Origin of the sequence: Micromonospora cremea (assembly GCF_900143515.1) — a bacterium.
GTDB classification, from domain to species: Bacteria; Actinomycetota; Actinomycetes; order Mycobacteriales; family Micromonosporaceae; genus Micromonospora; species Micromonospora cremea.
Window position 1 is genome coordinate 1,384,945 of record NZ_FSQT01000002.1, and the last position, 25,770, is coordinate 1,410,714.

Annotated in this window: 31 protein-coding genes; all 31 read right to left on the reverse strand. The window is 68.0% G+C overall.

All coding sequences use genetic code 11. From position 1 onward, the window contains the following. Positions 1-94: 94 nt before the first annotated feature. Positions 95-538 carry a 50S ribosomal protein L15 gene (gene rplO / locus BUS84_RS19725; protein WP_074314582.1) on the reverse strand — a complete coding sequence of 148 codons (444 nt, stop codon included), beginning with the start codon at positions 536-538 and terminating at the stop codon, positions 95-97. After that, a complete protein-coding gene (gene rpmD, locus BUS84_RS19730; RefSeq protein ID WP_074314584.1) occupies positions 538-720 on the reverse strand; it encodes a 50S ribosomal protein L30 in 183 nt (60 codons plus the stop codon). The genes rplO and rpmD overlap by 1 nt, the downstream gene beginning before the upstream one ends. Next, a complete protein-coding gene (gene rpsE / locus BUS84_RS19735) occupies positions 720-1,334 on the reverse strand; it encodes a 30S ribosomal protein S5 (RefSeq protein WP_074314587.1) in 615 nt (204 codons plus the stop codon). Before rpsE ends, rpmD begins: the two co-directional genes overlap by 1 nt. 33 nt (positions 1,335-1,367) lie before the next feature. Continuing rightward, the gene (rplR, locus tag BUS84_RS19740) at positions 1,368-1,757 is read right to left on the reverse strand and encodes a 50S ribosomal protein L18 (RefSeq protein ID WP_074314589.1); all 390 of its coding nucleotides are present in this window, start codon (positions 1,755-1,757) and stop codon (positions 1,368-1,370) included. Then, positions 1,754-2,296: a 50S ribosomal protein L6 gene (rplF, locus tag BUS84_RS19745; protein ID WP_074314591.1), complete on the reverse strand. Its 543-nt coding sequence runs from the start codon at positions 2,294-2,296 to the stop codon at positions 1,754-1,756. The genes rplR and rplF overlap by 4 nt, the downstream gene beginning before the upstream one ends. Before the next feature lie 16 nt (positions 2,297-2,312). Beyond that, positions 2,313-2,720 (reverse strand): 30S ribosomal protein S8, encoded by a 408-nt coding sequence (rpsH, locus tag BUS84_RS19750; protein WP_007465270.1) that lies wholly within the window; start codon positions 2,718-2,720, stop codon positions 2,313-2,315. Between the two features lie 116 nt (positions 2,721-2,836). Continuing rightward, on the reverse strand, positions 2,837-3,022 hold the full coding sequence (locus tag BUS84_RS19755; RefSeq protein WP_074314593.1) for a type Z 30S ribosomal protein S14: 186 nt from the start codon (positions 3,020-3,022) through the stop codon (positions 2,837-2,839). A gap of 1 nt (position 3,023) precedes the next feature. Then, positions 3,024-3,590 carry a 50S ribosomal protein L5 gene (rplE, locus tag BUS84_RS19760; RefSeq protein WP_074314595.1) on the reverse strand — a complete coding sequence of 189 codons (567 nt, stop codon included), beginning with the start codon at positions 3,588-3,590 and terminating at the stop codon, positions 3,024-3,026. After that, positions 3,590-3,910 carry a 50S ribosomal protein L24 gene (rplX, locus tag BUS84_RS19765; protein ID WP_007465276.1) on the reverse strand — a complete coding sequence of 107 codons (321 nt, stop codon included), beginning with the start codon at positions 3,908-3,910 and terminating at the stop codon, positions 3,590-3,592. The genes rplE and rplX overlap by 1 nt, the downstream gene beginning before the upstream one ends. Beyond that, positions 3,907-4,275, reverse strand: a complete 369-nt coding sequence (rplN, locus tag BUS84_RS19770; protein ID WP_015619002.1) for a 50S ribosomal protein L14 — start codon at positions 4,273-4,275, stop codon at positions 3,907-3,909. The genes rplX and rplN overlap by 4 nt, the downstream gene beginning before the upstream one ends. A gap of 97 nt (positions 4,276-4,372) precedes the next feature. After that, positions 4,373-4,651 (reverse strand): 30S ribosomal protein S17, encoded by a 279-nt coding sequence (rpsQ, locus tag BUS84_RS19775; protein ID WP_074314597.1) that lies wholly within the window; start codon positions 4,649-4,651, stop codon positions 4,373-4,375. Continuing rightward, positions 4,648-4,884, reverse strand: a complete 237-nt coding sequence (gene rpmC / locus BUS84_RS19780) for a 50S ribosomal protein L29 (protein ID WP_007465283.1) — start codon at positions 4,882-4,884, stop codon at positions 4,648-4,650. The genes rpsQ and rpmC overlap by 4 nt, the downstream gene beginning before the upstream one ends. Beyond that, positions 4,884-5,309: a 50S ribosomal protein L16 gene (gene rplP / locus BUS84_RS19785; RefSeq protein ID WP_007465292.1), complete on the reverse strand. Its 426-nt coding sequence runs from the start codon at positions 5,307-5,309 to the stop codon at positions 4,884-4,886. Before rplP ends, rpmC begins: the two co-directional genes overlap by 1 nt. Before the next feature lie 3 nt (positions 5,310-5,312). Further along, a complete protein-coding gene (rpsC, locus tag BUS84_RS19790; protein WP_074314599.1) occupies positions 5,313-6,185 on the reverse strand; it encodes a 30S ribosomal protein S3 in 873 nt (290 codons plus the stop codon). Next, positions 6,185-6,643: a 50S ribosomal protein L22 gene (gene rplV, locus BUS84_RS19795; RefSeq protein ID WP_074314601.1), complete on the reverse strand. Its 459-nt coding sequence runs from the start codon at positions 6,641-6,643 to the stop codon at positions 6,185-6,187. Before rplV ends, rpsC begins: the two co-directional genes overlap by 1 nt. Positions 6,644-6,684: 41 nt before the next feature. Continuing rightward, complete coding sequence (gene rpsS, locus BUS84_RS19800) at positions 6,685-6,966, reverse strand: 30S ribosomal protein S19 (RefSeq protein WP_007465299.1); 282 nt, start codon at positions 6,964-6,966, stop codon at positions 6,685-6,687. A gap of 12 nt (positions 6,967-6,978) precedes the next feature. Then, complete coding sequence (gene rplB, locus BUS84_RS19805) at positions 6,979-7,818, reverse strand: 50S ribosomal protein L2 (RefSeq protein WP_074314603.1); 840 nt, start codon at positions 7,816-7,818, stop codon at positions 6,979-6,981. A 12-nt stretch (positions 7,819-7,830) separates the two neighbouring features. Continuing rightward, positions 7,831-8,133 carry a 50S ribosomal protein L23 gene (rplW, locus tag BUS84_RS19810; protein WP_007465304.1) on the reverse strand — a complete coding sequence of 101 codons (303 nt, stop codon included), beginning with the start codon at positions 8,131-8,133 and terminating at the stop codon, positions 7,831-7,833. Then, positions 8,130-8,780: a 50S ribosomal protein L4 gene (gene rplD / locus BUS84_RS19815; protein WP_074314605.1), complete on the reverse strand. Its 651-nt coding sequence runs from the start codon at positions 8,778-8,780 to the stop codon at positions 8,130-8,132. The genes rplW and rplD overlap by 4 nt, the downstream gene beginning before the upstream one ends. Beyond that, positions 8,777-9,442: a 50S ribosomal protein L3 gene (gene rplC / locus BUS84_RS19820; RefSeq protein WP_074314607.1), complete on the reverse strand. Its 666-nt coding sequence runs from the start codon at positions 9,440-9,442 to the stop codon at positions 8,777-8,779. The genes rplD and rplC overlap by 4 nt, the downstream gene beginning before the upstream one ends. Positions 9,443-9,453: 11 nt before the next feature. Next, positions 9,454-9,762, reverse strand: coding sequence for a 30S ribosomal protein S10 (gene rpsJ, locus BUS84_RS19825; protein WP_007073037.1), 309 nt, complete (start codon positions 9,760-9,762; stop codon positions 9,454-9,456). Between the two features lie 350 nt (positions 9,763-10,112). Beyond that, positions 10,113-11,306 carry an elongation factor Tu gene (gene tuf, locus BUS84_RS19830; RefSeq protein WP_074314609.1) on the reverse strand — a complete coding sequence of 398 codons (1,194 nt, stop codon included), beginning with the start codon at positions 11,304-11,306 and terminating at the stop codon, positions 10,113-10,115. Positions 11,307-11,521: 215 nt separating this feature from the next. Continuing rightward, positions 11,522-13,618 carry an elongation factor G gene (gene fusA, locus BUS84_RS19835; protein WP_074314612.1) on the reverse strand — a complete coding sequence of 699 codons (2,097 nt, stop codon included), beginning with the start codon at positions 13,616-13,618 and terminating at the stop codon, positions 11,522-11,524. 74 nt (positions 13,619-13,692) lie between these two features. Further along, positions 13,693-14,163: a 30S ribosomal protein S7 gene (gene rpsG, locus BUS84_RS19840; protein WP_007465317.1), complete on the reverse strand. Its 471-nt coding sequence runs from the start codon at positions 14,161-14,163 to the stop codon at positions 13,693-13,695. 1 nt (position 14,164) lies between these two features. Beyond that, the gene (gene rpsL / locus BUS84_RS19845) at positions 14,165-14,539 is read right to left on the reverse strand and encodes a 30S ribosomal protein S12 (RefSeq protein ID WP_014440718.1); all 375 of its coding nucleotides are present in this window, start codon (positions 14,537-14,539) and stop codon (positions 14,165-14,167) included. 522 nt (positions 14,540-15,061) lie between these two features. Next, positions 15,062-15,442: a hypothetical protein gene (locus BUS84_RS19850; RefSeq protein ID WP_074318945.1), complete on the reverse strand. Its 381-nt coding sequence runs from the start codon at positions 15,440-15,442 to the stop codon at positions 15,062-15,064. Between the two features lie 565 nt (positions 15,443-16,007). Next, positions 16,008-16,376, reverse strand: coding sequence for a hypothetical protein (locus BUS84_RS19855; protein WP_074314614.1), 369 nt, complete (start codon positions 16,374-16,376; stop codon positions 16,008-16,010). A gap of 95 nt (positions 16,377-16,471) precedes the next feature. Next, entirely contained in the window at positions 16,472-20,362 is a 3,891-nt protein-coding gene (locus BUS84_RS19860; RefSeq protein WP_074314616.1) for a DNA-directed RNA polymerase subunit beta', read from the reverse strand. Positions 20,363-20,442: 80 nt separating this feature from the next. Continuing rightward, positions 20,443-23,874: a DNA-directed RNA polymerase subunit beta gene (rpoB, locus tag BUS84_RS19865; protein ID WP_074314618.1), complete on the reverse strand. Its 3,432-nt coding sequence runs from the start codon at positions 23,872-23,874 to the stop codon at positions 20,443-20,445. Positions 23,875-24,444: 570 nt separating this feature from the next. Next, the gene (rplL, locus tag BUS84_RS19870; RefSeq protein WP_074314620.1) at positions 24,445-24,828 is read right to left on the reverse strand and encodes a 50S ribosomal protein L7/L12; all 384 of its coding nucleotides are present in this window, start codon (positions 24,826-24,828) and stop codon (positions 24,445-24,447) included. Between the two features lie 54 nt (positions 24,829-24,882). After that, positions 24,883-25,428, reverse strand: coding sequence for a 50S ribosomal protein L10 (gene rplJ / locus BUS84_RS19875; protein ID WP_074314622.1), 546 nt, complete (start codon positions 25,426-25,428; stop codon positions 24,883-24,885). Positions 25,429-25,770: the final 342 nt, after the last annotated feature.

A 25,770-nucleotide genomic window follows, 5' to 3' on the forward strand; every position in this document is an offset into this window, starting at 1 on the left:
AACCGATTCCGATATTACCGGGCGCATACGTCCCAGGTAGACCATGGCGCCCGCCAGTTGGTCACAACTGGACGGGCGCCATGGGTCGTACGCCTTACAGCTCGGTGACGGAGCCACCGGCGGCGGCGATCTTCTCCTTGGCCGACGCACTGAACGCGTGCGCCGACACCTGGAGCGCCACCCCGCCGAGATCCCCGGTGCCGAGGACCTTGACCGGGTGACCCTTGCGGACCGCGCCGGACTCGACCAGCTCGAGCGGGCCGACCTGGCCGCCGTTCGGGAACAGCTCGGCGAGTCGGTCCAGGTTGACAACCTGGAAGACCACCTTGAACTTGTTCTTGAAGCCCTTCAACTTCGGCAGGCGCATGTGGATGGGCATCTGCCCACCCTCGAACGCCGCCGAGATGTTCTTGCGGGCCTTGGAACCCTTGGTACCGCGACCAGCGGTCTTGCCCTTGGAACCCTCACCGCGACCCACACGGGTCTTCGCGGTCTTGGAACCGGGCGCCGGGCGCAGGTGGTGCACCTTGATCGTCATTACTCGACCTCCTCGACCTTCACGAGGTGGTTCACAGTGAAGATCATGCCGCGGATCTCGGGCCGGTCCTCCTTGACCACCACGTCGTTGATCCGCTTGAGACCGAGCGAACGCAGCGAATCACGCTGGTTCTGCTTGGTCCCGATGCCGGATCGGACCTGGGTGACCTTCAGACGTGCCATCAGTGCGCCACCCCCGCACGCGACGCCAGCATGGCGGCCGGCGCGACGTCCTCCACCGGCAGGCCACGACGCGCCGCGACCTGCTCGGGGGACTCAAGCCCCTTCAGGGCCGCCACGGTGGCGTGCACGATGTTGATCGGGTTCGACGAGCCGAGGCTCTTGGAGAGCACGTCGTGGATACCGGCGCACTCCAGCACGGCGCGCACCGGACCACCGGCGATGACACCCGTACCGGCGGAGGCCGGCTTGAGCAGCACCACACCAGCGGCGTCCTCACCCGTCACCGGGTGCGGAATCGACTGGCCGATCCGCGGGACCTTGAAGAAGTGCTTCTTGGCCTCCTCGACACCCTTGGCGATCGCCGCGGGCACCTCCTTGGCCTTTCCGTAGCCCACGCCGACCGTGCCGTCGCCGTCACCAACGATCACCAGGGCGGTGAAGCTGAAGCGACGACCACCCTTCACGACCTTGGCGACGCGGTTGATCGCGACGACCCGCTCGAGGTGCGGGGTCTTCTCGACGGGCGCGTTTCCGCGGCCGCCCTCACGGCGGTTGTCGCGGCGACCACCCTCGTTGCCACCGGACCCGCCGCCACGGCGCTGTTGACCTGGCATCAGCAGCCTTCCTTATCTCTCGTGACGGGGTTGTTAGAACTCGAGCCCGGCTTCGCGGGCGGCGTCGGCAAGCGCGGCGACTCGCCCCGCGTACCGGTTGCCGCCGCGGTCGAAGACGACCTTGGAGACGCCGGCGGCCTTGGCCCGCTCGGCGAGCAGCGCGCCCACCTTGCCGGCGAGGGCGCTCTTGTCGCCCTCCGCACCGCGCAGCGAGGCGTCCAGGGTCGACGCCGACGCCAGGGTGTGACCCTTGGTGTCGTCGACGATCTGGGCGACCATGTGCCGCAGCGAACGGGTGACGACCAGGCGCGGACGCTCGGCCGTACCGCTGACGTTCTTGCGGACCCGGAAGTGCCGACGCGCCCGCCCGACGGCGCGCTTGGCGGCGACGCCGCGGCGGCGCTTGAGCAGCGTGGCGGTCACTTCTTACCTGCCTTTCCAGCCTTGCGGCGGATGACCTCGCCCTGGTACTTGACGCCCTTGCCCTTGTAGGGCTCCGGCGGGCGGATCTTCCGGATGTTGGCGGCGACCTCACCGACCTGCTGCTTGTCGATGCCGGCCACGTGGAACAGGGTCGGCCGCTCCACCGTGAAGGTGATGCCCGCCGGTGCGGGAACCAGCACCGGGTGCGAGAACCCGAGCGCGAACTCGAGGTCCGTGCCCTTGGCGGTGACCCGGTAACCGGTGCCGGCGATCTCCAGGCTCTTGCGGTAGCCCTCGGTCACGCCAACGATCATGTTGGCTACCAGCGTACGGCTCAGGCCGTGCAGTTCCTTGGCCTTGCGCTCGTCGTTCGGGCGGTTGACGCTCAGCTGCCCGTCCTCGGCCCGCTCGATCGTGATCGGCTCGGCGAGGGTGTGCTGGAGCTGGCCCTTCGGGCCCTTGACCTTGACGGTCTGCCCGTCGATCGTGATGTCGACGCCGGCTGGTACCGGGATCGACTTACGTCCAATTCGCGACATTTCTACCTGTCTCCCGTTACCAGACGAAGGCGAGGACTTCCCCGCCAACACTCCGCTTGCGGGCCTGCCGGTCGGTGAGCAGCCCCTGGGACGTCGAAATGATCGCCACGCCCAGCCCGCCGAGCACCCGCGGGAGCCCGTCCGACTTGGCGTACACCCGGAGCCCGGGCTTGGACACGCGCTTGATTCCGGCCAGGCTCCGCTCCCGGTTCTGGCCGTACTTCAGCTCGACGACCAGTCGCTTGCCGACGGCACCCTCCTCGGGCTCCTCGACCGACCAGGTGGCGATATAACCCTCGGCCTTCAGGACCTCGGCGATGTTCGCCTTGATCTTGGAGTAGGGCATCTTCACCTGATCGTGGTACGCCTGGTTGGCGTTACGCAGACGCGTGAGCATGTCTGCGATCGGGTCGGTCATCGTCATGGATTTCGTCAGCCTTTCTCGCCGGGGTTCCCGGGGCATCGGCCCCGGGCCTACGGCGAAGAGCAATACCTAATCGGTGCAGGAGTTCCCGGCCGACGGCCGGGACGCGGTCGCCCTTACCAGGAAGCCTTGGACACACCCGGCAGCTCACCGCGGTGGGCCATCTCCCGGAGGCACACCCGGCAGAGACCGAACTTGCGGTAGACCGCCTTCGGGCGCCCGCACCGCTGGCAGCGGGTGTACGCGCGAACCGAGAACTTCGGCTTCGCGGCCGCCTTGATGATCAGCGCCTTCTTGGCCATCTCAGTTCTCCTTGAACGGGAAGCCCAGGAGCTTGAGCAGCGCCCGGCCCTCGTCGTCGGTCGTGGCGGTGGTGACCACCGTGATGTCCATGCCCCGCTGGCGATCGATCCGGTCCTGGTCGATCTCGTGGAACACCGACTGCTCGGTCAGACCGAACGTGTAGTTGCCGTGCCCGTCGAGCTTGCGCCCGTCGAGACCGCGGAAGTCACGGATACGCGGCAGCGCGATGGACAGCAGCCGGTCCAGGAACTCCCACATCCGGTCGCCGCGAAGGGTGACCTTCGCGCCGATCGGCATGCCCTCGCGGAGCTTGAACTGCGCGATGGACTTGGTCGCCCGCCGCACCTGCGGCTTCTGGCCGGTGATCGTGGCGAGGTCGCGGACCGCGCCGTCGATCAGCTTGGCGTCGCGAGCAGCCTCGCCGACACCCATGTTGACGACGATCTTGACCAGCCGCGGCACCTGCATGGGGTTGCCGTAGCTGTGCTGCTCACGCAGCTGGGCCACGATCTCGTTGCGGTACCGCTCCTTGAGGCGCGGCATGGTCTTTTCGGTAGCCGTGGTCATCACAGGTCCTTACCGGTGCTACGCGCGATGCGGACCTTCTGGCCGTTGTCGTCGATCCGGTAACCGACGCGGGTCGGCTTGCCGTCGGAGTCCAGGACCTGCACGTTCGAGACGTGGATCGGGGCCTCCTGGGTGACGATGCCGCCGGTCTTGGCGCCACGCTGGGTGGTGCTGATGCGGGTGTGCTTCTTGACCCGGTTCACGCCCTCGACCAGGACCTTGTCCTGCCGCGGGTAGGCCGCGATGACCTTGCCCTTGGCACCCTTGTCCTTGCCGGCGATGACGACGACCGTGTCGCCCTTCTTGACCTTCACGGTCACAACACCTCCGGCGCGAGGGAAATAATCTTCATGAACCGCTTGTCCCGCAGCTCCCGGCCCACCGGGCCGAAGATGCGGGTACCGCGCGGGTCTCCGCCGTCCTTGATGATGACGGCAGCGTTCTCGTCGAAGCGGATGTATGAGCCGTCCGGCCGCCGCTTCTCCTTGGCGGTGCGGACGATGACCGCCTTGACGACGTCGCCCTTCTTCACACCGGCACCCGGGATCGCGTCCTTGACGGTGGCCACGATGACGTCGCCGATGCTCGCGTAGCGCCGACCGGAGCCACCGAGAACCCGGATGCACAGGATCTCCCGAGCACCCGTGTTGTCGGCGACGCGCAGTCGCGACTCCTGCTGAATCACGTCTATCTCCTATGTCTGCCGGTTCTCCGGCCGCCGTGGCGGCCGGAGCCTGGCGGAACCTACGCCCGACGCAACGCCGGGCGAGCTCGAGCCTTCGCTACTTGGCCTTTTCCAGGATCTCCACGATCCGCCAACGCTTGGTGGCGCTCAGCGGCCGGGTCTCCATGATCAGGACCCGGTCGCCGGTGCCAGCGGCGTTCTGCTCGTCGTGAACCTTCAGCTTGCTGGTACGGCGCATGATCTTGCCGTACAACGCGTGCCGAACCCGGTCCTCGACCTCGACCACGACGGTCTTGTCCATCTTGTCGCTGACCACCAGGCCCTCACGAACCTTACGGCGGGCCCGCGCGTCGGCGGTGGTGGTGTTCTCGGTCATGATGCAGTCACCTCAGTCGGCGCGGCCGAGAGCCCCAGCTCGCGCTCGCGCATGATCGTGTAGATCCGGGCGATCTCCCGACGGATGACCTGCAGCCGCCGGTTGTTGTCCAGCTGCCCAGTTGCGGCCTGCACGCGGAGGTTGAACAGCTCCGCCTTGGCCTCCCGCAGCTTCGTGACCAGCTCCTCCTCGGAGAGCTCACGCAGCTCGGTCGCCTTAACGCCCGCTGCCATCAGGATTCACCCACTTCGCGCGTAACAATGCGGCACTTCATCGGGAGCTTGTGGATCGCGCGACGCATCGCCTCTCGCGCAATCTGCTCATTGGGGAAGGACATCTCGAAGAGAACCCGCCCCGGCTTGACGTTGGCGACCCACCACTCGGGCGAACCCTTACCGGAACCCATCCGGGTTTCGGCCGGCTTCTTGGTGAGGGCCTGGTCCGGGAAGATCGTGATCCAGACCTTGCCACCACGCTTGATGTGACGGGTCATCGCGATACGCGCCGACTCGATCTGGCGGTTGGTCACGTACGCCGGCTCGAGAGCCTGGATCCCGAACTCGCCGAACACCACCCGGTTACCACCCTTGGACGCGCCACTGCGGTCCGGGTGGTGCGGCTTGCGGAAGCCCTTCGGGGGCTTGCGCGGCATCAGCATCTGTCAGCCCTCCTGCTGCGTTTCTGCCGGAGCGGAAGCCGTGGCAGCGACAGCAGCGCTGTCGACCGGCTCGCCGCTCGGCGTCTCGGCCTGCTGCGCGATGGTGGTCGCGGCAGCCCGGCCGGCCTCGGTGCCACCGGCGGTCGTGCCGGACGAACCGGACCGACCACGGCGCGGCCGCTCCGGACGGTCGCCACGCTCACCACGACGCGGGCGCGACGGACCGGCCTCGGCCGGAGCCTCCCGACCCGGAACCGCGTCGCCCTTGTAGATCCAGACCTTCACGCCGATCCGGCCGAAGGTGGTACGGGCCTCGAAGAAGCCGTACTCGATGTTGGCCCGCAGCGTGTGCAGCGGAACCCGGCCCTCGCGGTAGAACTCGGTCCGGCTCATCTCGGCGCCGCCGAGACGACCCGAGACCTGCACACGGATGCCCTTGACGACCGGGTTCTTCATCGCGGACTGCATGGCCTTGCGCATCGCCCGACGGAAGCTGACCCGGCTGGACAGCTGCTCGGCCACGCCCTGCGCGACGAGCTGCGCGTCCGACTCGGGGTTCTTCACCTCGATGATGTTCAGCTGCACCTGCTTGCCGGTGAGCTTCTCGAGCTCGCCGCGGATCCGGTCGGCCTCCGCACCCTTACGGCCGATGACGATGCCCGGCCGGGCGGTGTGGATGTCGACGCGGACCCGGTCGCGGGTGCGCTCGATGTCGACCTTGGAGATGCCGGCGCGCTCGAGGCCCTTGGACATCATGCGGCGGATCTTGACATCCTCGCCGATGTAGTCCTTGTAGAGCTTGTCCGCGAACCAGCGGGACTTCCAGTCGGTCGAGATGCCGAGCCGGAACCCAGTGGGGTGAACCTTCTGACCCATTACTCGGCGTCCTCCGTCTTGCTCTGCGCTTCGGCCGGTGCGGCCTGCGTCGCCGGGGCGGCCTTCTTCGCCGCGGCCTTCCTCGGCGCTGCCGGCGCGACCGCCTCGACCGCCACCGTGATGTGGCAGGTGCGCTTGCGGATCCGGAACGCCCGGCCCTGCGCCCGCGGCTGGAACCGCTTCATCGTCGGGCCCTCGTCCACGAACGCCTCGCTCACGAGCAGCGCGTCGGGGTCCAGCCGCTCGTTGTTCTCCGCGTTGGCGATCGCGCTAGCGAGCACCTTGTACACCTGCTCGCTCGCAGCCTGCGGCGCGAACTGCAGCACCGTGAGAGCCTCCTTCGCGGGCAGGCCGCGGACGAGGTTGACCACCCGGCGCGCCTTCATCGGCGAGATGCGCACGTGCCGCGCAACCGCCCGCGCGCCCGGAAGCACCGGAGCGTCGCCCTTTCCTGGCATCGCTGTAACCCCTTGTTCCCTCTATCCGTATGCCCGCGGCGTCAGCGCCGACGGCTCTTCCGGTCGTCCTTCTCGTGACCCTTGAACGTGCGGGTCAGCGCGAACTCGCCGAGCTTGTGCCCGACCATCGCCTCGGTCACGAACACCGGGACGTGCTTGCGTCCGTCGTGCACCGCGATCGTGTGCCCGAGCATCTCCGGGATGATCGTCGAGCGCCGCGACCAGGTCTTGATCACGTTCTTCGAGCCCTTGTCGTTCTGCACTTCCACCTTCTTGAGCAGGTGGTCGTCTACGAACGGGCCCTTCTTCAGGCTGCGAGGCATGTCTTATCTCCCTCAGCCGCGCTTACGCGTGGCGTAGCGACGGCGGACGATCAGCCGGTCACTCGGCTGGCCCTTACGGCGGGTACGGCCCTCGGGCTTACCCTGCGGGTTGACCGGGTGGCGACCACCGGAGGTCTTACCCTCACCACCACCGTGCGGGTGGTCGACCGGGTTCATGGCGACACCACGGACGGTCGGGCGCTTGCCCTTCCACCGCATACGGCCGGCCTTACCCCAGTTGATGTTCGACTGATCGGCGTTGCCGATCTCGCCGACGCTGGCGCGGCAGCGCACGTCCACCCGCCGGATCTCGCCGGACGGCATACGCAGGGTCGCGTACACGCCCTCACGGCCGAGCAGCTGGATGCCGACGCCGGCGGAACGGGCCAACTTGGCCCCGCCACCCGGACGCAGCTCCACGTTGTGGATCGTGGTACCGACCGGGATGTTGCGCAGCGGCAGGTTGTTACCCGGCTTGATGTCGGCGCCCGGGCCGGACTCGACGCGGTCGCCCTGCTTCATGTCCTTCGGCGCGAGGATGTACCGCTTCTCGCCGTCGGCGTAGTGCAGCAGCGCGATGCGCGCCGTGCGGTTCGGGTCGTACTCGATGTGAGCGACCTTCGCCGGCACGCCGTCCTTGTCGACCCGCTTGAAGTCGATCAGACGGTACTGGCGCTTGTGACCGCCACCGTGGTGCCGCGTGGTGATCCGGCCGTGGGCGTTACGCCCGCCCTTCTTCGGCAGCGGAGCCAGCAGCGACTTCTCCGGCGTGGACCGGGTGATCTCGGCGAAGTCGGCGACACTGGAGCCACGTCGGCCCGGCGTCGTCGGCTTGTACTTACGGATAGCCATTGTCTACACCCCTCAGCTGACCGGGCCGCCGAAGGCCTCGATACGGTCACCGTCAGCCAGCTTCACGATCGCCCGCTTGGTCGCCTTGCGCTGACCGAAGCCGGTCTTGGTGCGCTTGCGCTTACCCTGGCGGTTGAGCGTGTTGACCGTCAGGACGCGGACGTTGAAGATCTGCTGGATAGCGATCTTGATCTCGGTCTTGTTCGCGTCCGGGTGCACCAGGAAGGTGTACCAGTTCCGGTTCAGCTCGCTGTAGCTCTTCTCCGAGACGACCGGCGCCACGATGATGTCGCGCGGGTCGGCGATCGTGCTCACTTGCCACCCTCCTCGGTGGTCTCGGCGGGCACGCCCAGGAACTCGTCCAGGGCGTCCTTGGTGAAGACCACGTCGTCGGCCACCAGCACGTCATACGTGTTGAGCTGGCCGGACTCGATCAGGTGCACCCGCGGCTCGTTGCGCAGCGACACCCAGTTCAGCTCGTCGGTGCTGCTCAGCACGACCAGGACCCGACGGGCCTCGGTGAGCTGGGTCAGCGTGGCCAGGGCCGCCTTGGTCGACGGCTTCTCGCCCGAGACGAACGCCTCGACGACGTGCACCTGCCCGGCGCGGGCCCGGTCGGAGAGGGCACCCCGCAGCGCGGCGGCCTTCATCTTCTTCGGGGTCCGCTGGCTGTAGTCGCGCGGCACGGGACCGTGCACCACGCCACCGCCGGCGAACTGCGGCGCGCGGATCGAGCCCTGCCGGGCGCGACCGGTGCCCTTCTGCTTGTACGGCTTCTTGCCGCCGCCGGCGACCTCGCCGCGGGTCTTGGTCTTGTGCGTGCCCTGTCGGGCCGCCGCGAGCTGGGCCACCACGACCTGGTGCATCAGCGCGACGTTGGCCTGCACGTCGAAGATGTCAGCCGGCAGCTCGACGGAGCCGCTGGTGCTGCCTTCGACGGTGCGCACGTCAACGGTGGTCACTTGGCCGCACCGCCCTTCTTCACCTTGCTCTTGGCCGCGGTACGGACCAGAACCAGCGCGCCCTTGGGACCAGGGATGGCACCCCGGACGAGCAGCAGGTTGTTCTCGGTGTCGACCGCCTGGACGGTGAGGTTCTGCACGGTGTACCGCACGCCACCCATCCGGCCGGCCATCCGGGTGCCCTTGAAGACACGACCCGGAGTGGCGCAGGCGCCGATGGAGCCGGGCGAGCGGTGCTTGCGCTCGACACCGTGGCTGGCGCGCAGACCGTGGAAGCCGTGCCGCTTCATCGGGCCGGCGTAGCCCTTGCCCTTGGTCTTGCCAGTGACGTCGATCGAGACGCCGGGCGGGAACTCCTCGACCGTGACCTCCTGGCCGAGCGAGTACTCCCCCGCGTCCGTGGTGCGCAGCTCGACGATGTGCCGGCGCGGCGCCACGTCCGCCTTCGCGTAGTGCCCGCTGATCGGCTTCTTGACCTTGCGCGGGTCGATGATGCCGTACGCCAGCTGGACCGCGGAGTAACCGTCCTTCTCGGCGCTACGAACCTGGCTGATGACGCACGGGCCGGCCTCGACCACGGTCACGGGAACAACACGGTTGTTGTCCCAGACCTGGGTCATGCCGAGCTTGGCGCCCAGGATCCCCTTGACTTGCCTGTCCATTTGTCCGGTCCCTACAGCTTGATCTCGATGTCGACGCCAGCCGGCAGGTCGAGGCGCATGAGCGAGTCGACCGTCTTCGGGGTCGGGTCGATGATGTCGATCAGCCGCTTGTGCGTGCGCATCTCGAAGTGCTCGCGCGAGTCCTTGTACTTGTGCGGCGAGCGGATAACGCAGAAACGGTTGATCTCCGTGGGCAGCGGCACCGGGCCCGCGACCTGCGCCCCGGTGCGCGTCACCGTCTCGACGATCTTCCGAGCCGAGGAGTCGACGACCTCGTGGTCATAGGCCTTGAGCCGGATGCGGATCTTCTGTCCCGCCATGGTGGCTTCTGTTCCTTCTCTCGATGCCGCTGTGTTGCGGGCGCCTGTACCGGCTGGCACAGGCCCACTTCGCCGACCCCCGCGGTCGGGCGTGTCGCGCCCTCGGGTCGGGCTCCGCCCTGGAACTTCAGAGCGGTGCTGACCGCGCGGTGGGTCAAGGCGCCGATCGCAATTACCGCGACCTGAACGCCGTGCGAGGGTGGTTGGCGGCGAGCCGCCAACCACCCCACGCTCGACTGTCCCGTCACCCGGAGGTTCAGCGAAAGCCGAACACAGGCGACGAACTGTCGTTACGCAACCTGACTAGTATGCCGCACGACCGGCGGCGGGTCTAATCGGGGTTACCTAGCTCACTTCATGATCTTGGTGACGAACCCGGCGCCGACGGTGCGGCCACCCTCGCGGATCGCGAACTTGAGGTTCTCCTCCATGGCGATGGGCTGGATCAGCTTCACCGTCATGGTGGTGTTGTCACCCGGCATGACCATCTCGGTGCCCTCGGGGAGAGTGACGACACCGGTGACGTCCGTGGTCCGGAAGTAGAACTGCGGACGGTAGTTCTGGAAGAACGGGGTGTGCCGGCCGCCCTCCTCCTTGGAGAGGATGTAGACCGTCGCCTCGAACTCCGTGTGCGGGGTGTTCGAGCCCGGCTTCACCACGACCATGCCGCGCTCGACCTCGTCGCGCTTGGTGCCACGCAGCAGCAGGCCGACGTTCTCGCCTGCGCGGGCGTCGTCCAGGGTCTTCCGGAACATCTCGATCGCGGTGACCTTGGTCTTGAAGCTCTTCTCCCGGATGCCAACGAGCTCAACATCCTCGTTCGGCAGGAGAACGCCGCGCTCCACGCGACCGGTGACGACGGTGCCACGACCGGTGATCGTGAACACGTCCTCGACCGGCATCAGGAACGGCTTGTCAACATCGCGCTCCGGCTGCGGGATCGAGGTGTCGACCGCGGTCATCAGGTCGAGGAGCTTGCCGGTCCACTCGGGGTCACCCTCGAGGGCCTTCAGCGCCGAAACCCGGACGACCGGCAGGTCGTCACCCGGGTACTCCTGCGAGGAGAGCAGCTCGCGGACCTCGAGCTCGACGAGCTCCAGGAGCTCCTCGTCGTCGACCATGTCGCTCTTGTTGAGCGCCACGACGATGTACGGCACACCGACCTGACGGGCCAGCAGCACGTGCTCGCGGGTCTGCGGCATCGGGCCGTCGGTCGCCGCGACCACCAGGATCGCGCCGTCCATCTGCGCGGCACCGGTGATCATGTTCTTGATGTAGTCCGCGTGGCCGGGGCAGTCGACGTGCGCGTAGTGCCGCGCCTCGGTCTGGTACTCGACGTGCGCGATCGAGATCGTGATGCCGCGGGCCTTCTCCTCCGGCGCCTTGTCGATCTCGTCGAACGGCGTGTAAGGGTTCAGGTCCGGGTGCTGGTCATGCAGGACCTTGGTGATGGCCGCCGTCAGCGTCGTCTTACCGTGGTCGATGTGACCAATGGTGCCGATGTTGACGTGCGGCTTAGTCCGCTCGAACTTCGCCTTCGCCACTGGTGTCCTCCTGTGGACTTCTTGGTTCGTACGCCCGGCGCGCCGGTCGGCGCTTAGGACTCTGTCGACAGCCTTTCCGGCCCGAACGGCCGGAGAGCTTTTGTGGGTTCTGCGGCGATGAAGCCTACAGGCCCGGTCTCACGCAACTCGACCGTGGTGGCCGCGGGCGGGTGAACCCTCCCGCGACCGACCACGAATCACCCTGCTCGGGGACGTTACTCGCCCGTTGCCTTGGCGATGATTTCCTTCGCGACGTTCTGCGGAACCTCGGCGTAGGAGTCGAACTGCATGCTGTAGCTAGCCCGGCCCTGGGTCTTCGACCGCAGGTCGCCGACGTAGCCGAACATCTCCGACAACGGCACCAGAGCCCTCACGATGCGGGCGCCACTGCGCTCCTCCATCGCTTGGATCAGGCCGCGGCGGGAGTTGAGGTCGCCGATGACGTCACCCATGTTCTCCTCAGGAGTGGTGACCTCAACGGCCATCATCGGCTCGAGCAACGCCGGGTCGGCCTTGCGGGCCGCGTCCTTCATCACCATCGAGCCGGCGATCTTGAATGCCATTTCCGACGAGTCGACCTCGTGGTACTGGCCGTCCAGCAGGGTCAGCTTCACACCGACCAGCGGGAAGCCGGCGAGGATGCCGTACTGCATGGCGTCCTGCGCGCCCGCGTCCACCGACGGGATGAACTCCCGGGGGATGCGGCCACCGCTGACGGCGTTCGCGAACTCGTAGGTCGGCGAGTCGTTGTCCAGCGGCAGCGGCTCGATGCTCACGATGACCCGCGCGTACTGGCCGGAACCACCGGTCTGCTTCTTGTGGGTGTACTCGACCTTGTCCACCTTGCGGCGGATGGTCTCGCGGTACGCCACCTGCGGCTTGCCGACATTGGCCTCGACGTTGAACTCACGCCGCATCCGGTCGACCAGGATGTCCAGGTGCAGCTCGCCCATGCCGGAGATGACCGTCTGACCGGTTTCCTCGTCCAGCCGGACGCGGAAGGTCGGGTCCTCCTCGGCCAGCCGCTGGATGGCCGTGCCCAGCTTCTCCTGGTCGGACTTGGTCTTCGGCTCGATGGCCACCGAGATGACCGGCTCCGGGAAGGTCATCGACTCCAGGATCACCGGGTTCGCCGGGTCGGAGAGCGTGTCGCCGGTGGTGGTCTGCTTGAGGCCCTGCACCGCGATGATGTCGCCGGCCTGCGCCGACGCACGCTCTTCCCGCTTGTTGGCGTGCATCTGGTAGATCTTGCCGATCCGCTCCTTGCGGTCCTTGGTGGAGTTGACCACCTGGGAGCCGGATTCGAGCAGGCCGGAGTAAACCCGGACGTAGGTGAGCTTGCCCAGGTGCTTGTCCGTCTGGATCTTGAACGCCAGCCCGGAGAACGGCTCCGACTTGGACGGCTTCCGAATCAGCGGGGTCTCGCCGTCGGTGGCCGTACCCTCGATCGCCGGAACGTCCAGCGGCGACGGCAGGAAGTCGATCACGGCGTCGAGCATCGGCTGGACGCCCTTGTTCTTGAACGCCGAGCCGCAGAGCACCGGGTTGGCCTTGCCGGCGATGGTGGCGCGCCGGATGGCGGCCTTGATCTCCTCGACGGAGACCTCTTCGCCTTCCAGGTACTTCTCCATCACCGCGTCGTCGACGTCGGCCAGGGTCTCCATCAGCTTCTCGCGCCACTCGGCCGCGGAGTCGGCCAGCTCGGCCGGAATCTCCTCGACCGCGTAGTCGTCACCCTTCTGGGTCTCCCCACGCCAGGTGAGCGCGCGCATGCCGATCAGGTCGACGACGCCGATGTGGTCGCCCTCGAGCCCGATCGGGATCTGGAGCACCAGCGGGGTGGCGTTGAGCCGGTCGATCATCATCTGCACGCAGCGGAAGAAGTCGGCGCCGGTCCGGTCGAGCTTGTTGACGAAGCACATCCGCGGGACGTTGTACTTGTCGGCCTGCCGCCACACGTTCTCCGTCTGCGGCTCCACGCCGGCGACACCGTCGTAGACCGCGACCGCACCATCCAGCACGCGCAGCGACCGCTCGACCTCGACCGTGAAGTCGACGTGGCCGGGCGTGTCGATGATCTGGATCGTGTGGCCCTTCCACTCACACTTGGTAGCAGCGGAGGTGATGGTGATACCACGCTCCTGCTCCTGCTCCATCCAGTCCATGACGGCAGCGCCCTCGTGGACCTCACCGATCTTGTACGTGATGCCGGTGTAGAACAGGATCCGCTCGGTGGTCGTGGTCTTACCGGCATCGATGTGCGCCATGATGCCGATGTTGCGTACGTTGGCGAGCGCGTCTGCGGCGGCCACTTCAATCCCTACTTATCGTCGTCTCGACTCAACTGGTGGCGGTTCCGGCGCCCGAGGGCGCCGGAACCAGGGTGTTACCAGCGGTAGTGCGCGAAGGCCTTGTTGGACTCGGCCATCTTGTGCGTGTCCTCGCGCCGCTTGACGGCGGCACCGAGGCCGTTGCTCGCGTCCAGCAGCTCGTTCATCAGCCGCTCGACCATGGTCTTCTCGCGCCGGGCGCGGGAGTACGTGACCAGCCAGCGCAGACCCAGGGTGGTCGCCCGGGTGGGGCGAACCTCGACCGGGACCTGGTAGGTGGCGCCACCGACACGACGGCTACGCACCTCGAGGGTCGGCTTGACGTTGTCCATCGCCCGCTTGAGGGTGACGACCGGGTCGGTGCCGGACTTCTCGCGGCAGCCCTCGAGGGCCGCGTACACGATGGACTCGGCGAGCTGGCGCTTGCCGCGCAGCAGGATCTTGTTCACCAGCTGGGTGACCAGCGGCGAGTTGTACACCGGGTCAGCGACCAGCGGCCGCCGCGGAGCGGGTCCCTTACGCGGCATGTCAGCTCTTCTCCTTCTTCGCGCCGTAACGGCTGCGCGCCTGCTTGCGGTTGCGGACACCCTGGGTGTCCAGCGAGCCGCGAACGATCTTGTAACGCACGCCGGGGAGGTCCTTCACCCGGCCGCCGCGAACGAGCACGATCGAGTGCTCCTGCAGGTTGTGACCGACGCCCGGGATGTAGGCGGTCACCTCGATCTGGCTGCTGAGCTTCACACGAGCGACCTTGCGCAGCGCCGAGTTCGGCTTCTTGGGGGTGGTGGTGTACACGCGGGTGCACACGCCGCGCCGCTGAGGGGAACCCTTCAGCGCCGGGGTCTTGGTCTTGCTCGTCTTCGCCTGGCGGCCCTTTCGGACCAGCTGCTGGATCGTGGGCACCGGGTTTCTCCGCTCCCTTCGGCCGCAGTCTTGCGGCCGCGCCGTCTGCTCGTTAGCCGGCCTGATGACCGGCTCTCCTACATTCCGACCAGGGCCACCTTGCGGAGGTCCCGGCACCCGCGGTCGGGCGTGTCGCCCAACTCACGGTCCCGGTGAGGGACGCTCGCGCGGACCTACCGGGTTCTGTCACCGGCACGCGGGTCGCCCCACACCGGATCGTTGGCTTGTCGTGTCGCCGTCCGTACTCCGGATCCAGCGCACGCACGAGTTGCCCGGGCACGCCCGGGCACAAGGGGAAAGAATACCTACCACAGCCGCCCAGGTCAAAACGGAATGGCCCGACGAACGTCTCACACCCGCCGGCCGGATCTCGTCCTGCCCCGTCGCCCGCGATGGGCACCTACGGATACAAGTGTACCGGCTTCTCCGGAGGACCACCCGTCGCCCCCGGGGCGGGCACCGACGACCCGGTGCGCGACCTGCGGCGACCAGGCCGCGTGCCGGCTCGGGAGGTGACCGGCCTCACGCCAGGGAGATCACCAGCGCCAGGCCCAGACCCAGCAGGCTCAGCAGTGCCCCCGCCGCGCCGCAGCTGATCCCCGCCACCGCCAGGCCCCGGCCGGTGAAGCGGACCGCGGGCGGTCGCGCGGGACGGCGGATCTGCCGCTGACCGAGCAGGCCGGCGCCGATCGCCGCCACCCCGGCCAGCACGCCGAGCACGGTGAACGCCCCGGACGCCCAGACCCCGCCGGCGTTCGCGCCGAGCGCCCCGAAACAGATCACCAGCAGCGAGACCAGGATCGACGCGATCCCGGCCACCAGAGCCCCGACGGCCAGCCCCGAGGTGACCGGGGGCACGTCCAGGTAGACGACACCGAACGGCGTCCCCGACACCGACTCCACCCGCTTCGGCGGCCGGCGCTGGTCGTCGGTGGGCGGTGGCGGCACCGGCTGGCCCGGCACCATTCCCCAGCCGGGCCCGTGACCCGGCATCGGCTGCCCCCAACCCGCCGGCGCACCATGCCCTCCCGCAGGGCCGGACGACGGCTGCCCCCAGCCGTGCGGCGATGGCGCCGGGTACGGCTGAACGGAACCGGGCGGGGTCGCACCCCAGCCCGGCTGCGGTGCGCCCCAACCGGAGGACGACGCGGGAGGGGGCGGCGTACCCCAGCCGGGCGTGGTCGCGAGCGGGGTGCCCCAGTCGGGTGGCGACGCCGTACCCGGGTCGGGGGAGGCTGCGGGCGTACCAGGCTGCCCGCTCGGGTCGGGTCGCGCCCAGCCGCTCGGCTCGGGCCCGCCCGGGCCGGCGGCCGACGCGCCAGGGTGCCCGGCCGGGTCGTCCGCCGGGGGCCGCGCCGGTTCCGTCACGAGGTCCTCCTGTCGACAGGGCAGCCACCGCCAGGCGGCGGACACCGCCAGGCTACCGCCGGAAGCGCGGTCACCCCCGCCGGGCGCGGCCGCGGGCGGCTCAGTCCATGTTCGCGGGGTAGTCGTGGCCGAACGGCGCGCCGGCCAACCGGACCACCCCGATCACCACCGCGGCCACCACGCTGACCGCGACCAGCACCAGACCGGCCCAGGCCAGCCGCTCCCCCCGCCGCAGCCAGGCGCCACCGGTCAGGAAACCCCCCGAGGCGTACGCCTCCCGGCGCGCCTGCCGCGCCAGGTGGAGTGCCACCGTGGCGGGCACCACCCCGCCGATGAACAGGCCGGTCAGCATGCCGAGCAGCCCGAGCGCGAAGACCGCCCGCGCCTTGGTGGCGCGGACCGGGTCGGGATCGAGCGGGTGGCGCAGGCCCTGCTGCGCGACGGACACCTGCCCGGGTGCGGTCGTCATGCCTCCATCATGCCGAACCCGGTCCGCGGGTGCGCCGCTCCGGACGCGACGAGGCCCCCGGCAGAATGCCGGGGGCCTCGTCGTGTGGTTGGTGCTTAGCGGTACGACCCGAAGTCGAAGTCGTCCAGCGGCACAGCCTGCCCGCTGGCCGGCCCGAACCCGTAGTCGGTCTCCGGGTACCCGGTCATCGAGTAGACCTTGGCCTTGGCCTCCTCGGTCGGCTCCACCCGGACGTTGCGGTACTTGCTGATGCCGGTACCAGCCGGGATGAGCTTGCCGATGATCACGTTCTCCTTGAGGCCGACAAGCGAGTCGCTGCGCGAGTTGATCGCAGCGTCGGTCAGCACCCGGGTGGTCTCCTGGAAGGAGGCCGCCGAGAGCCAGGAGTCGGTGGCCAGCGAGGCCTTGGTGATACCCATCAGCACCGGACGACCGGCGGCGGGCTCGCCGCCCTCCGAGACGAGCCGGCGGTTCTCCGACTCGAACAGCGCCCGGTCGACCAGCACGCCCGGCAGGAACTCGGTCGAGCCGGAGTCGATGACCGTCACCCGCTTGAGCATCTGGCGGATGATGATCTCGATGTGCTTGTCGTGGATGAGCACGCCCTGCGAGCGGTAGACCTCCTGGACCTCCTGGGTCAGGTGGACCTGGACCGCGCGCGGACCGAGGATGCGCAGCAGCTCGTGCGGGTCGATGGTGCCCTCGGTGAGCTTCTCGCCGACCTCGACGTGACCGCCGTCGTGGGTCCGCAGCCGAACCCGCTTGGAGATCTTGTCGTAGACGATCTCGTCGCTGCCGTCGTCCGGCACCACGATGATCTTCCGCGAACGCTCGCCGTCCTCGATCCGGATCCGGCCCGGGGTGTCGGCGATGGGCGCCTTACCCTTCGGGACCCGGGCCTCGAAGATTTCCTGGACACGCGGCAGACCCTGGGTGATGTCCTCACCCGCGACACCACCGGTGTGGAAGGTACGCATCGTCAGCTGCGTACCCGGCTCACCGATCGACTGGGCGGCGATGATGCCGACCGCCTCGCCGACGTCCACGGTCTTGCCGGTCGGCAGCGAGCGCCCGTAGCAGGCACCGCAGACACCCAGCTTCGACTCGCAGGTGAGCACGCTGCGCACCCGGACCGTCTCCACGCCGGCGGCGACGATCTTGTCGACCCCGATGGAGTTGATGTCCTGACCCCGCTCGGCGACGACGGTGCCATCCGGCCCCTTGATGTCGTCGGCCAGGGTACGGGCGTGCACGCTGGTCTCGGCGTGCTCGTGCACGACCAGCCTGCCGTCCTCCAGGCGCTCGCCGATCTGCATCGGGATCGCCCGGTCGGTGCCGCAGTCCTCCTCGCGGATGATCACGTCCTGCGAGACGTCCACCAGACGACGGGTCAGGTAACCCGAGTCGGCGGTCCGCAGCGCGGTGTCGGCGAGACCCTTACGGGCACCGTGCGTGGAGATGAAGTACTCCAGCACGGACAGACCCTCCCGGTAGCTGGCCTTGATCGGCCGCGGGATGATCTCGCCCTTCGGGTTGGCCACCAGACCACGGATCGCCGCGATCTGCCGGAGCTGGAGCAGATTACCGCGGGCACCCGAGTTGATCATCTTCCACAGTGGGTTCTCCTGCGGCAGCGCGGTGTCCATCTCCTTGGCGACCTCGTTGGTCGCCTTGGTCCAGATCTCGATGAGCTCGCCGCGACGCTCCTCGGCGGTCATCAGACCACGCTGGTACTGCTTGTCGATCCGGTCGGCTTCCTTCTCGTACTTCGCCAGGATCTCCGCCTTGCGCGGCGGAGCGATGACGTCCTCCATGCCGATCGTGACGCCGGACCAGGTGGCCCAGTGGAAACCGGCCTCCTTGAGCCCGTCCAGGGTGGCGGCCAACGCCACCTTGGGGAAGCGCTCGGCGAGGTCGTTGACGATCGCGGAGAGCTGACCCTTACGGATCTCGTAGTTCACGAAGCGGTAGCCCTGCGGCAGCGTCTCGTTGAACAGCACCCGGCCCAGGGTGGTCTCCACGGTCAGCGGGTCACCCTCGACCCAGCCCTCCGGGGCGGTCCACGACTCGGCACCGGCGCCGTTGTCGACACCGACCACGCCACGCAGACGGATCCGCACCGGCGCCTGCAGGTGCAGCTCGCCGTTGTCGAAAGCCATCCGCGCCTCGGCGTCCGAGCTGAACGCCCGACCCTCGCCCTTCTCATCGGGGGTGAGGTGGGTGAGGTGGTAGAGACCGATGACCATGTCCTGGGTGGGCATGGTGACCGGCTTGCCGTCGGCCGGCTTGAGGATGTTGTTCGACGACAGCATCAGGATCCGCGCCTCGGCCTGGGCCTCGGCGGACAGCGGCACGTGCACCGCCATCTGGTCACCGTCGAAGTCGGCGTTGAACGCGGTGCAGACCAGCGGGTGGATCTGGATGGCCTTGCCCTCGACCAGCTGCGGCTCGAAGGCCTGGATGCCCAGGCGGTGCAGGGTCGGTGCCCGGTTGAGCAGCACCGGGTGCTCGCCGATGACCTCTTCCAGCACGTCCCACACGACCGGGCGCTGCCGCTCGACCATCCGCTTGGCGGACTTGATGTTCTGCGCGTGGTTGAGATCGACCAGCCGCTTCATCACGAACGGCTTGAACAGCTCCAGCGCCATCTGCTTGGGCAGGCCGCACTGGTGCAGCTTGAGCTTCGGGCCGACCACGATGACCGAACGGCCGGAGTAGTCGACGCGCTTGCCCAGCAGGTTCTGCCGGAACCGGCCCTGCTTGCCCTTGAGCATGTCGGACAACGACTTGAGCGGGCGGTTACCCGGACCGGTGACCGGCCGGCCGCGGCGGCCGTTGTCGAACAGCGCGTCGACGGCCTCCTGGAGCATCCGCTTCTCGTTGTTGACGATGATCTCGGGCGCGCCGAGGTCGATCAGCCGCTTGAGGCGGTTGTTCCGGTTGATCACGCGGCGGTACAGGTCGTTCAGGTCCGAGGTGGCGAAGCGGCCACCGTCGAGCTGCACCATCGGGCGCAGGTCCGGCGGGATGACCGGGACGCAGTCCAGCACCATGCCGAGCGGCGAGTTGCGGGTGTTCAGGAACGCCGCCACGACCTTGAGTCGCTTGAGCGCCCGGATCTTCCGCTGGCCCTTGCCGGACCGGATGGTCTCCCGCAGGCTCTCGGCCTCGGCGTCGAGGTCCATGTTCTGGACCAGCGCCTTGATCGCCTCGGCGCCCATGGAACCGGTGAAGTACTCACCGAACCGGTCGCGCAGCTCGCGGTAGAGCAGCTCGTCGGTGACCAGCTGCTTCGGCTCCAGCTTGCGGAAGGTGTCCAGCACCTCGTCCAGGCGGTCGATCTCGCGCTGGGCCCGGTCGCGGATCTGGCGCATCTCGCGCTCTCCGCCCTCCTTGACCTTGCGCCGGACGTCCGCCTTGGCACCCTCGGCCTCCAGCTCGGCCAGGTCGGCCTCGAGCTTGGCGGCCCGCTTCTCGATCTCCGAGTCGCGGCTGTTCTCGGACTGCCGCTTCTCGGCCAGGATCTCGTTCTCGATCGTCGAGAGGTCACGGTGACGCGACTCCGCGTCCACGCTCGTCACGACGTACGAGGCGAAGTAGATGATCTTCTCGAGGTCCTTGGGGGCGAGGTCCAGCAGGTAGCCCAGCCGGCTCGGCACGCCCTTGAAGTACCAGATGTGGGTCACCGGAGCAGCGAGCTCGATGTGCCCCATCCGCTCACGACGGACCTTGGAGCGGGTCACCTCGACGCCGCAGCGCTCACAGATGATGCCCTTGAACCGGACGCGCTTGTACTTACCGCAGTAGCACTCCCAGTCCCGCTGCGGACCGAAGATCTTCTCGCAGAAGAGCCCGTCCTTCTCCGGCTTCAGGGTGCGGTAGTTGATCGTCTCAGGCTTCTTGACCTCGCCGTGCGACCACTGACGGATGTCGTCGGCGGTGGCGAGACCAATGCGCAGCTCGTCGAAGAAGTTGACGTCGAGCACTATGTCCCCTATGTCGTCGTCTGTACTGCTACTACTCGGGCGAGGTCGGGGGCCGGCTCGCCGGCCCCCGACCGCCCACCTCAGACCTCTTCGACCGAGCTCGGCTCGCGCCGGGACAGGTCGATGCCCAGCTCCTCGGCGGCCCGGAACACCTCGTCGTCGGTCTCGCGCATCTCCAGGGCCACGCCGTCGCTGGACAGCACCTCAACGTTGAGGCACAGCGACTGCAGCTCCTTGAGCAGCACCTTGAACGACTCCGGAATGCCCGGCTCCGGGATGTTCTCGCCCTTGACGATGGCCTCGTAGACCTTCACCCGGCCGAGGACGTCGTCGGACTTGATCGTGAGCAGCTCCTGCAGGGCGTACGCGGCGCCGTACGCCTGCATCGCCCAGCACTCCATCTCACCGAAGCGCTGACCACCGAACTGCGCCTTACCACCCAGCGGCTGCTGCGTGATCATCGAGTACGGGCCGGTCGACCGTGCGTGGATCTTGTCGTCGACCAGGTGGTTGAGCTTCAGGATGTAGATGTAGCCGACCGCGATCGGGTCCGGCAGCGGCTCGCCGGAGCGACCGTCGAACAGCTGCGCCTTGCCGCTGGCGCCGATCAGCTGGTTACCGTCCCGGTTTGGCAGGGTCGACGAGAGCAGACCGGCGATCTCCTCCTCGCGGGCACCGTCGAAGACCGGGGTGGCCACGTTGGTGTCCCCCTCGGACTCGTCGGCGCCGATCGAGCGCAGCTGCTTCTTCCAGGACGCGTCGTCGCCCTCGACCTTCCAGCCGGTCTTGGCGACCCAGCCGAGGTGGGTTTCGAGCACCTGGCCGATGTTCATCCGGCTCGGCACACCCAGCGGGTTGAGCACGATGTCGACGGGGGTGCCGTCCTCAAGGAACGGCATGTCCTCGATCGGCAGGATCTTGGAGATGACGCCCTTGTTACCGTGCCGGCCGGCGAGCTTGTCGCCGTCCTGGATCTTCCGCTTCTGGGCAACGTAGACCCGGACCAGCTCGTTGACGCCCGGAGGCAGCTCGTCGCCGTCCTCGCGGGAGAAGGTACGCACACCGATGACCGTGCCGGTCTCGCCGTGCGGCACCTTCAGCGAGGTGTCCCGAACCTCGCGCGCCTTCTCACCGAAGATCGCGCGGAGCAGCCGCTCCTCCGGGGTCAGCTCGGTCTCGCCCTTCGGCGTGACCTTGCCGACCAGGATGTCGCCGGGGACGACCTCGGCACCAATCCGGATGATGCCGCGCTCGTCGAGGTCGGCGAGCATTTCCTCGCTGACGTTCGGGATGTCGCGGGTGATCTCCTCCGGGCCGAGCTTGGTGTCCCGGGCGTCGACCTCGTGCTCCTCGATGTGGATCGAGGTGAGCACGTCCTGCTGCACGAGGCGCTGCGACAGGATGATCGCGTCCTCGTAGTTGTGGCCCTCCCAGCACATGAACGCCACGAGCAGGTTGCGCCCGAGCGCCATCTCGCCCTCGTCGGTGCAAGGACCGTCGGCGATGACCTGACCGGCCTCGACGCGGTCGCCCTCGAAGACGACCGGCTTCTGGTTGACGCAGGAGCCGGCGTTGGAGCGGCGGAACTTGTGCAGCAGGTACGTCCGGCGGTGGCCGTCGTCCTGGTGGATGGTGACGTAGTCGGCGCAGAGATCCTCGATCACACCGCCGACCTCGGCGACAACCACGTCGCCAGCGTCGACCGCGGCCCGGTACTCCATGCCCGTACCCACCAGCGGCGCCTCGGCCTTGACCAGCGGCACCGCCTGGCGCTGCATGTTCGCGCCCATCAGTGCCCGGTTGGCGTCGTCGTGCTCGAGGAACGGGATCATGGCGGTCGCGACCGAGACCATCTGCCGCGGCGACACGTCCATGTAGTCGACGGCACCGGGGACGACGTCCTCGGTCTCGCCACCCTTACGACGACACAGGACCCGGTCCTCGGCGAACGTGCCGTCAGCCTTCAGCGGCGCGTTGGCCTGGGCCTTGACGAACCGGTCCTCCTCGTCCGCGGTCAGGTAGTCGATCTGGTCGGTGACCCGACCCTCGACGACCTTCCGGTACGGCGTCTCGATGAAGCCGAACGGGTTGACCCGGGCGAAGGTGGACAGCGCGCCGATCAGGCCGATGTTCGGGCCTTCCGGCGTCTCGATCGGGCACATCCGGCCGTAGTGGGACGGGTGCACGTCGCGGACCTCGAAGCCTGCCCGCTCCCGGGACAGACCACCCGGGCCGAGCGCGCTCAGCCGGCGCCGGTGGGTCAGGCCCGCCAGCGGGTTGGTCTGGTCCATGAACTGGGACAGCTGCGACGTCCCGAAGAACTCCTTGATCGCCGCCACCACCGGGCGGATGTTGATCAGGGTCTGCGGGGTGATCGCCTCGACGTCCTGCGTGGTCATCCGCTCGCGGACGACCCGCTCCATCCGGGAGAGGCCGACCCGAACCTGGTTCTGGATCAGCTCACCCACGGTGCGCAGGCGCCGGTTGCCGAAGTGGTCGATGTCGTCGGCCTCGTAGCCCTCCTCACCGGCGTGCAGCCGGCAGAGGTACTCCACGGTGGCGACGATGTCGTCCTCGGTCAGCGTGCCGGTGGTGATCGGCACGTCGACTTCGAGCTTCTTGTTGAACTTGTAGCGCCCGACCTTGGCGACGTCGTACCTCTTCGGGTTGAAGAAGAGGTTGTCGAGCAGGGTCTGGGCGTTCTCGCGCGTCGGCGGCTCGCCAGGGCGCAGCTTGCGGTAGATGTCGAGCAGGGCCTCGTCCTGGCCGGCGATGTGGTCCTTCTCGAGCGTGGTCATCATCAGCTCGGACCAGCCGAACCGCTCACGGATCCGCTCGGCCGACCATCCGATGGCCTTGAGCAGGACCGTGACGGCCTGCCGGCGCTTGCGGTCGATGCGTACGCCGACCGTGTCGCGCTTGTCGATGTCGAACTCCAGCCAGGCACCCCGACTCGGGATGACCTTGACGCTGGAGAGGTCGCGGTCGGAGGTCTTGTCCGGCTGCTTGTCGAAGTACACGCCCGGGGACCGGACGAGCTGGCTGACCACGACGCGCTCGGTGCCGTTGATGACGAAGGTGCCCTTGGGCGTCATCATCGGGAAGTCACCCATGAACACCGTCTGGCTCTTGATCTCGCCAGTGGTGTTGTTGGTGAACTCCGCGGTCACGAAGAGCGGAGCGCAGTAGGTCAGGTCCTTCTCCTTGCACTCCTCGATCGAGGCCTTGACCTCGTCGAAGCGCGGTGCCGAGAAGGAGAGCGACATGGTGCCGGAGAAGTCCTCAATGGGACTGATCTCTTCAAGGATCTCCGCGAGACCCGAGCGTGCGTGCGGGTCGTCCGCCGACCGGCCCTGCCAACCCTCGTTGCCGACGAGCCAGTCGAAGGACTCGTTCTGGATGGCGAGGAGGTTGGGGACCTCGAGGTGTTCGGTGATCCTGCCGAATGAAACTCGGCGGGGAGCGAATGCGCTCGACGTACGACTGGTCTTCGCAGGGCGGGAAGCTGCCAAGATGCGTCCTTCCGAGGACCGGTGCTGCAGAACGGCTGGTACGCGTGCACTCCAATGACCCCACCAGAAATATCCGTAAACGGACATTTCCGAGCAGGGGTCAAGTCGGAAGGCAGCGCAAACTAGCAGTGTAGCCGAGAGGCTAACCGCTGTCCAGCCCACCCCGCAGGTCGTTGCGGAACGTGCCTCGGCCCCCGTGAACCGGGGTATGCCGGGCCGCTCGGAACGCAACGTTCCCGCCGGGCCGCTCGGGTTGCTGCGGCTGATGGTGCCGCCGCTGTCATTACCCACGTCGTGGCCGTCGCAAGCGCGGTGTCTTGCTGGTGTCAGCGTGCCTGGCAGCGTGGGGCCGCGTCAAGGGCCGGTATCCGGGTCGGCCCGTCTTTCCCACCGAAGAGCGACCCGCCGCGCTCGTTCGGGTCCTCTGGTGCGGCCGTCAGCGCCCAGCTCAGGACGGCTGTCGGCGAGTTCACCAACACGGCGGGCGGCGATCCGTGTCGGATCACCGCCCGCCGCGACGCGATCGTGTCCCAGCTCACCGAGCCGGGCACGCGCTGGTGGAACGTCAGGTCACTTGAGGGTGACCTTGGCGCCCTCGCCCTCGAGCTTGGCCTTGGCCTTCTCGGCGGTCTCCTTGTTGACCTTCTCCAGGATGGCCTTCGGCGCGGACTCAACCGCGTCCTTGGCCTCCTTGAGGCCCAGGCCGGTCAGCTCACGCACGACCTTGATGACCTGGATCTTCTTGCCACCGTCAGCCTCGAGGACGACGTCGAACTCGTCCTTCTCCGGCTCGGCCTCGGCGGCGGCCGGAGCCCCACCGGCGGCGGCCATCGCGACCGGAGCCGCGGCGGTGACCTCGAAGGTGTCCTCGAACTGCTTCACGAACTCGGAGAGCTCGATCAGCGTCATCTCCTTGAACGCGTCGAGCAGCTCGTCGGTGCTGAGCTTCGCCATGTCTGGCGTCCTTTCCTGAATCTGATAAGTAAGAACTGGTGCGCCGGGAGACCGTCAGGCCGCCTCGGCGCTCTCCTTCTCGCGCTTGTCCTGCAGGGCAGCCGCCAGACGGGCGGTCTTCGACAGCGGGGCCTGGAACAGGGCCGCGGCCTTGCTCAGGTTGCCCTTCATCGCGCCGGCCAGCTTGGCCAGCAGCACCTCGCGGGACTCCAGGTCGGCGAGCTTCGTGACCTCGGCCGCGGAAATGGCCTTGCCCTCGAAGACACCGCCCTTGATGACGAGCTTCGGGTTGGCCTTCGCGAAGTCGCGAAGCCCCTTCGCCGCCTCGACGACGTCGCCCGAAACGAAAGTCAGCGCGGTAGGACCGGTGAACAGCTCGTCGAGGCCGTTGATGCCCGCGTCCGTCGCAGCACGCTTCGCCAGCGTGTTCTTCGCGACCGTGTAGCTGGTCTCGGCGCCGAGCGAGCGCCGCAGCTGGGTGAGCTGGGAAACCGTCAGACCGCGGTACTCGGTCAGCACGGTGGCGCCCGCGTTGCGGAAGCTCTCGGTCAGCTCAGCGACGGCCGTGGCCTTGTCGGCCCGGATCGGCTTGTCCGCCATGTCCCTCCTCTCTCGTTACTCGAGGCTGGTCCCCGTCGCGGCCGGAGCCGGAAACGGGGGCGGAGGCAGCACGACAACGAAAAAGCCCCGGCGCAGGGCGCACGGGGCGAGGGCCGGCGGATCGTCACGGTCGGCGGACCATGCTCACTGCCGAGTTACGCTTGCCGCCCTGCGCGGGTCGCCCGTTGTCGCGGGACCTTCGACCGTGCCGAAGCACGGTGACCAGCGGTCTCTGGGTGGTTCCTCATCCATGACAGGCACGGATGACGCTTGAAGAGTACGCGCCCGTGGTGACCAGCACCAAATCCCCCCCCTGTGCGCCGGGTCGCCACCCACGGGCGG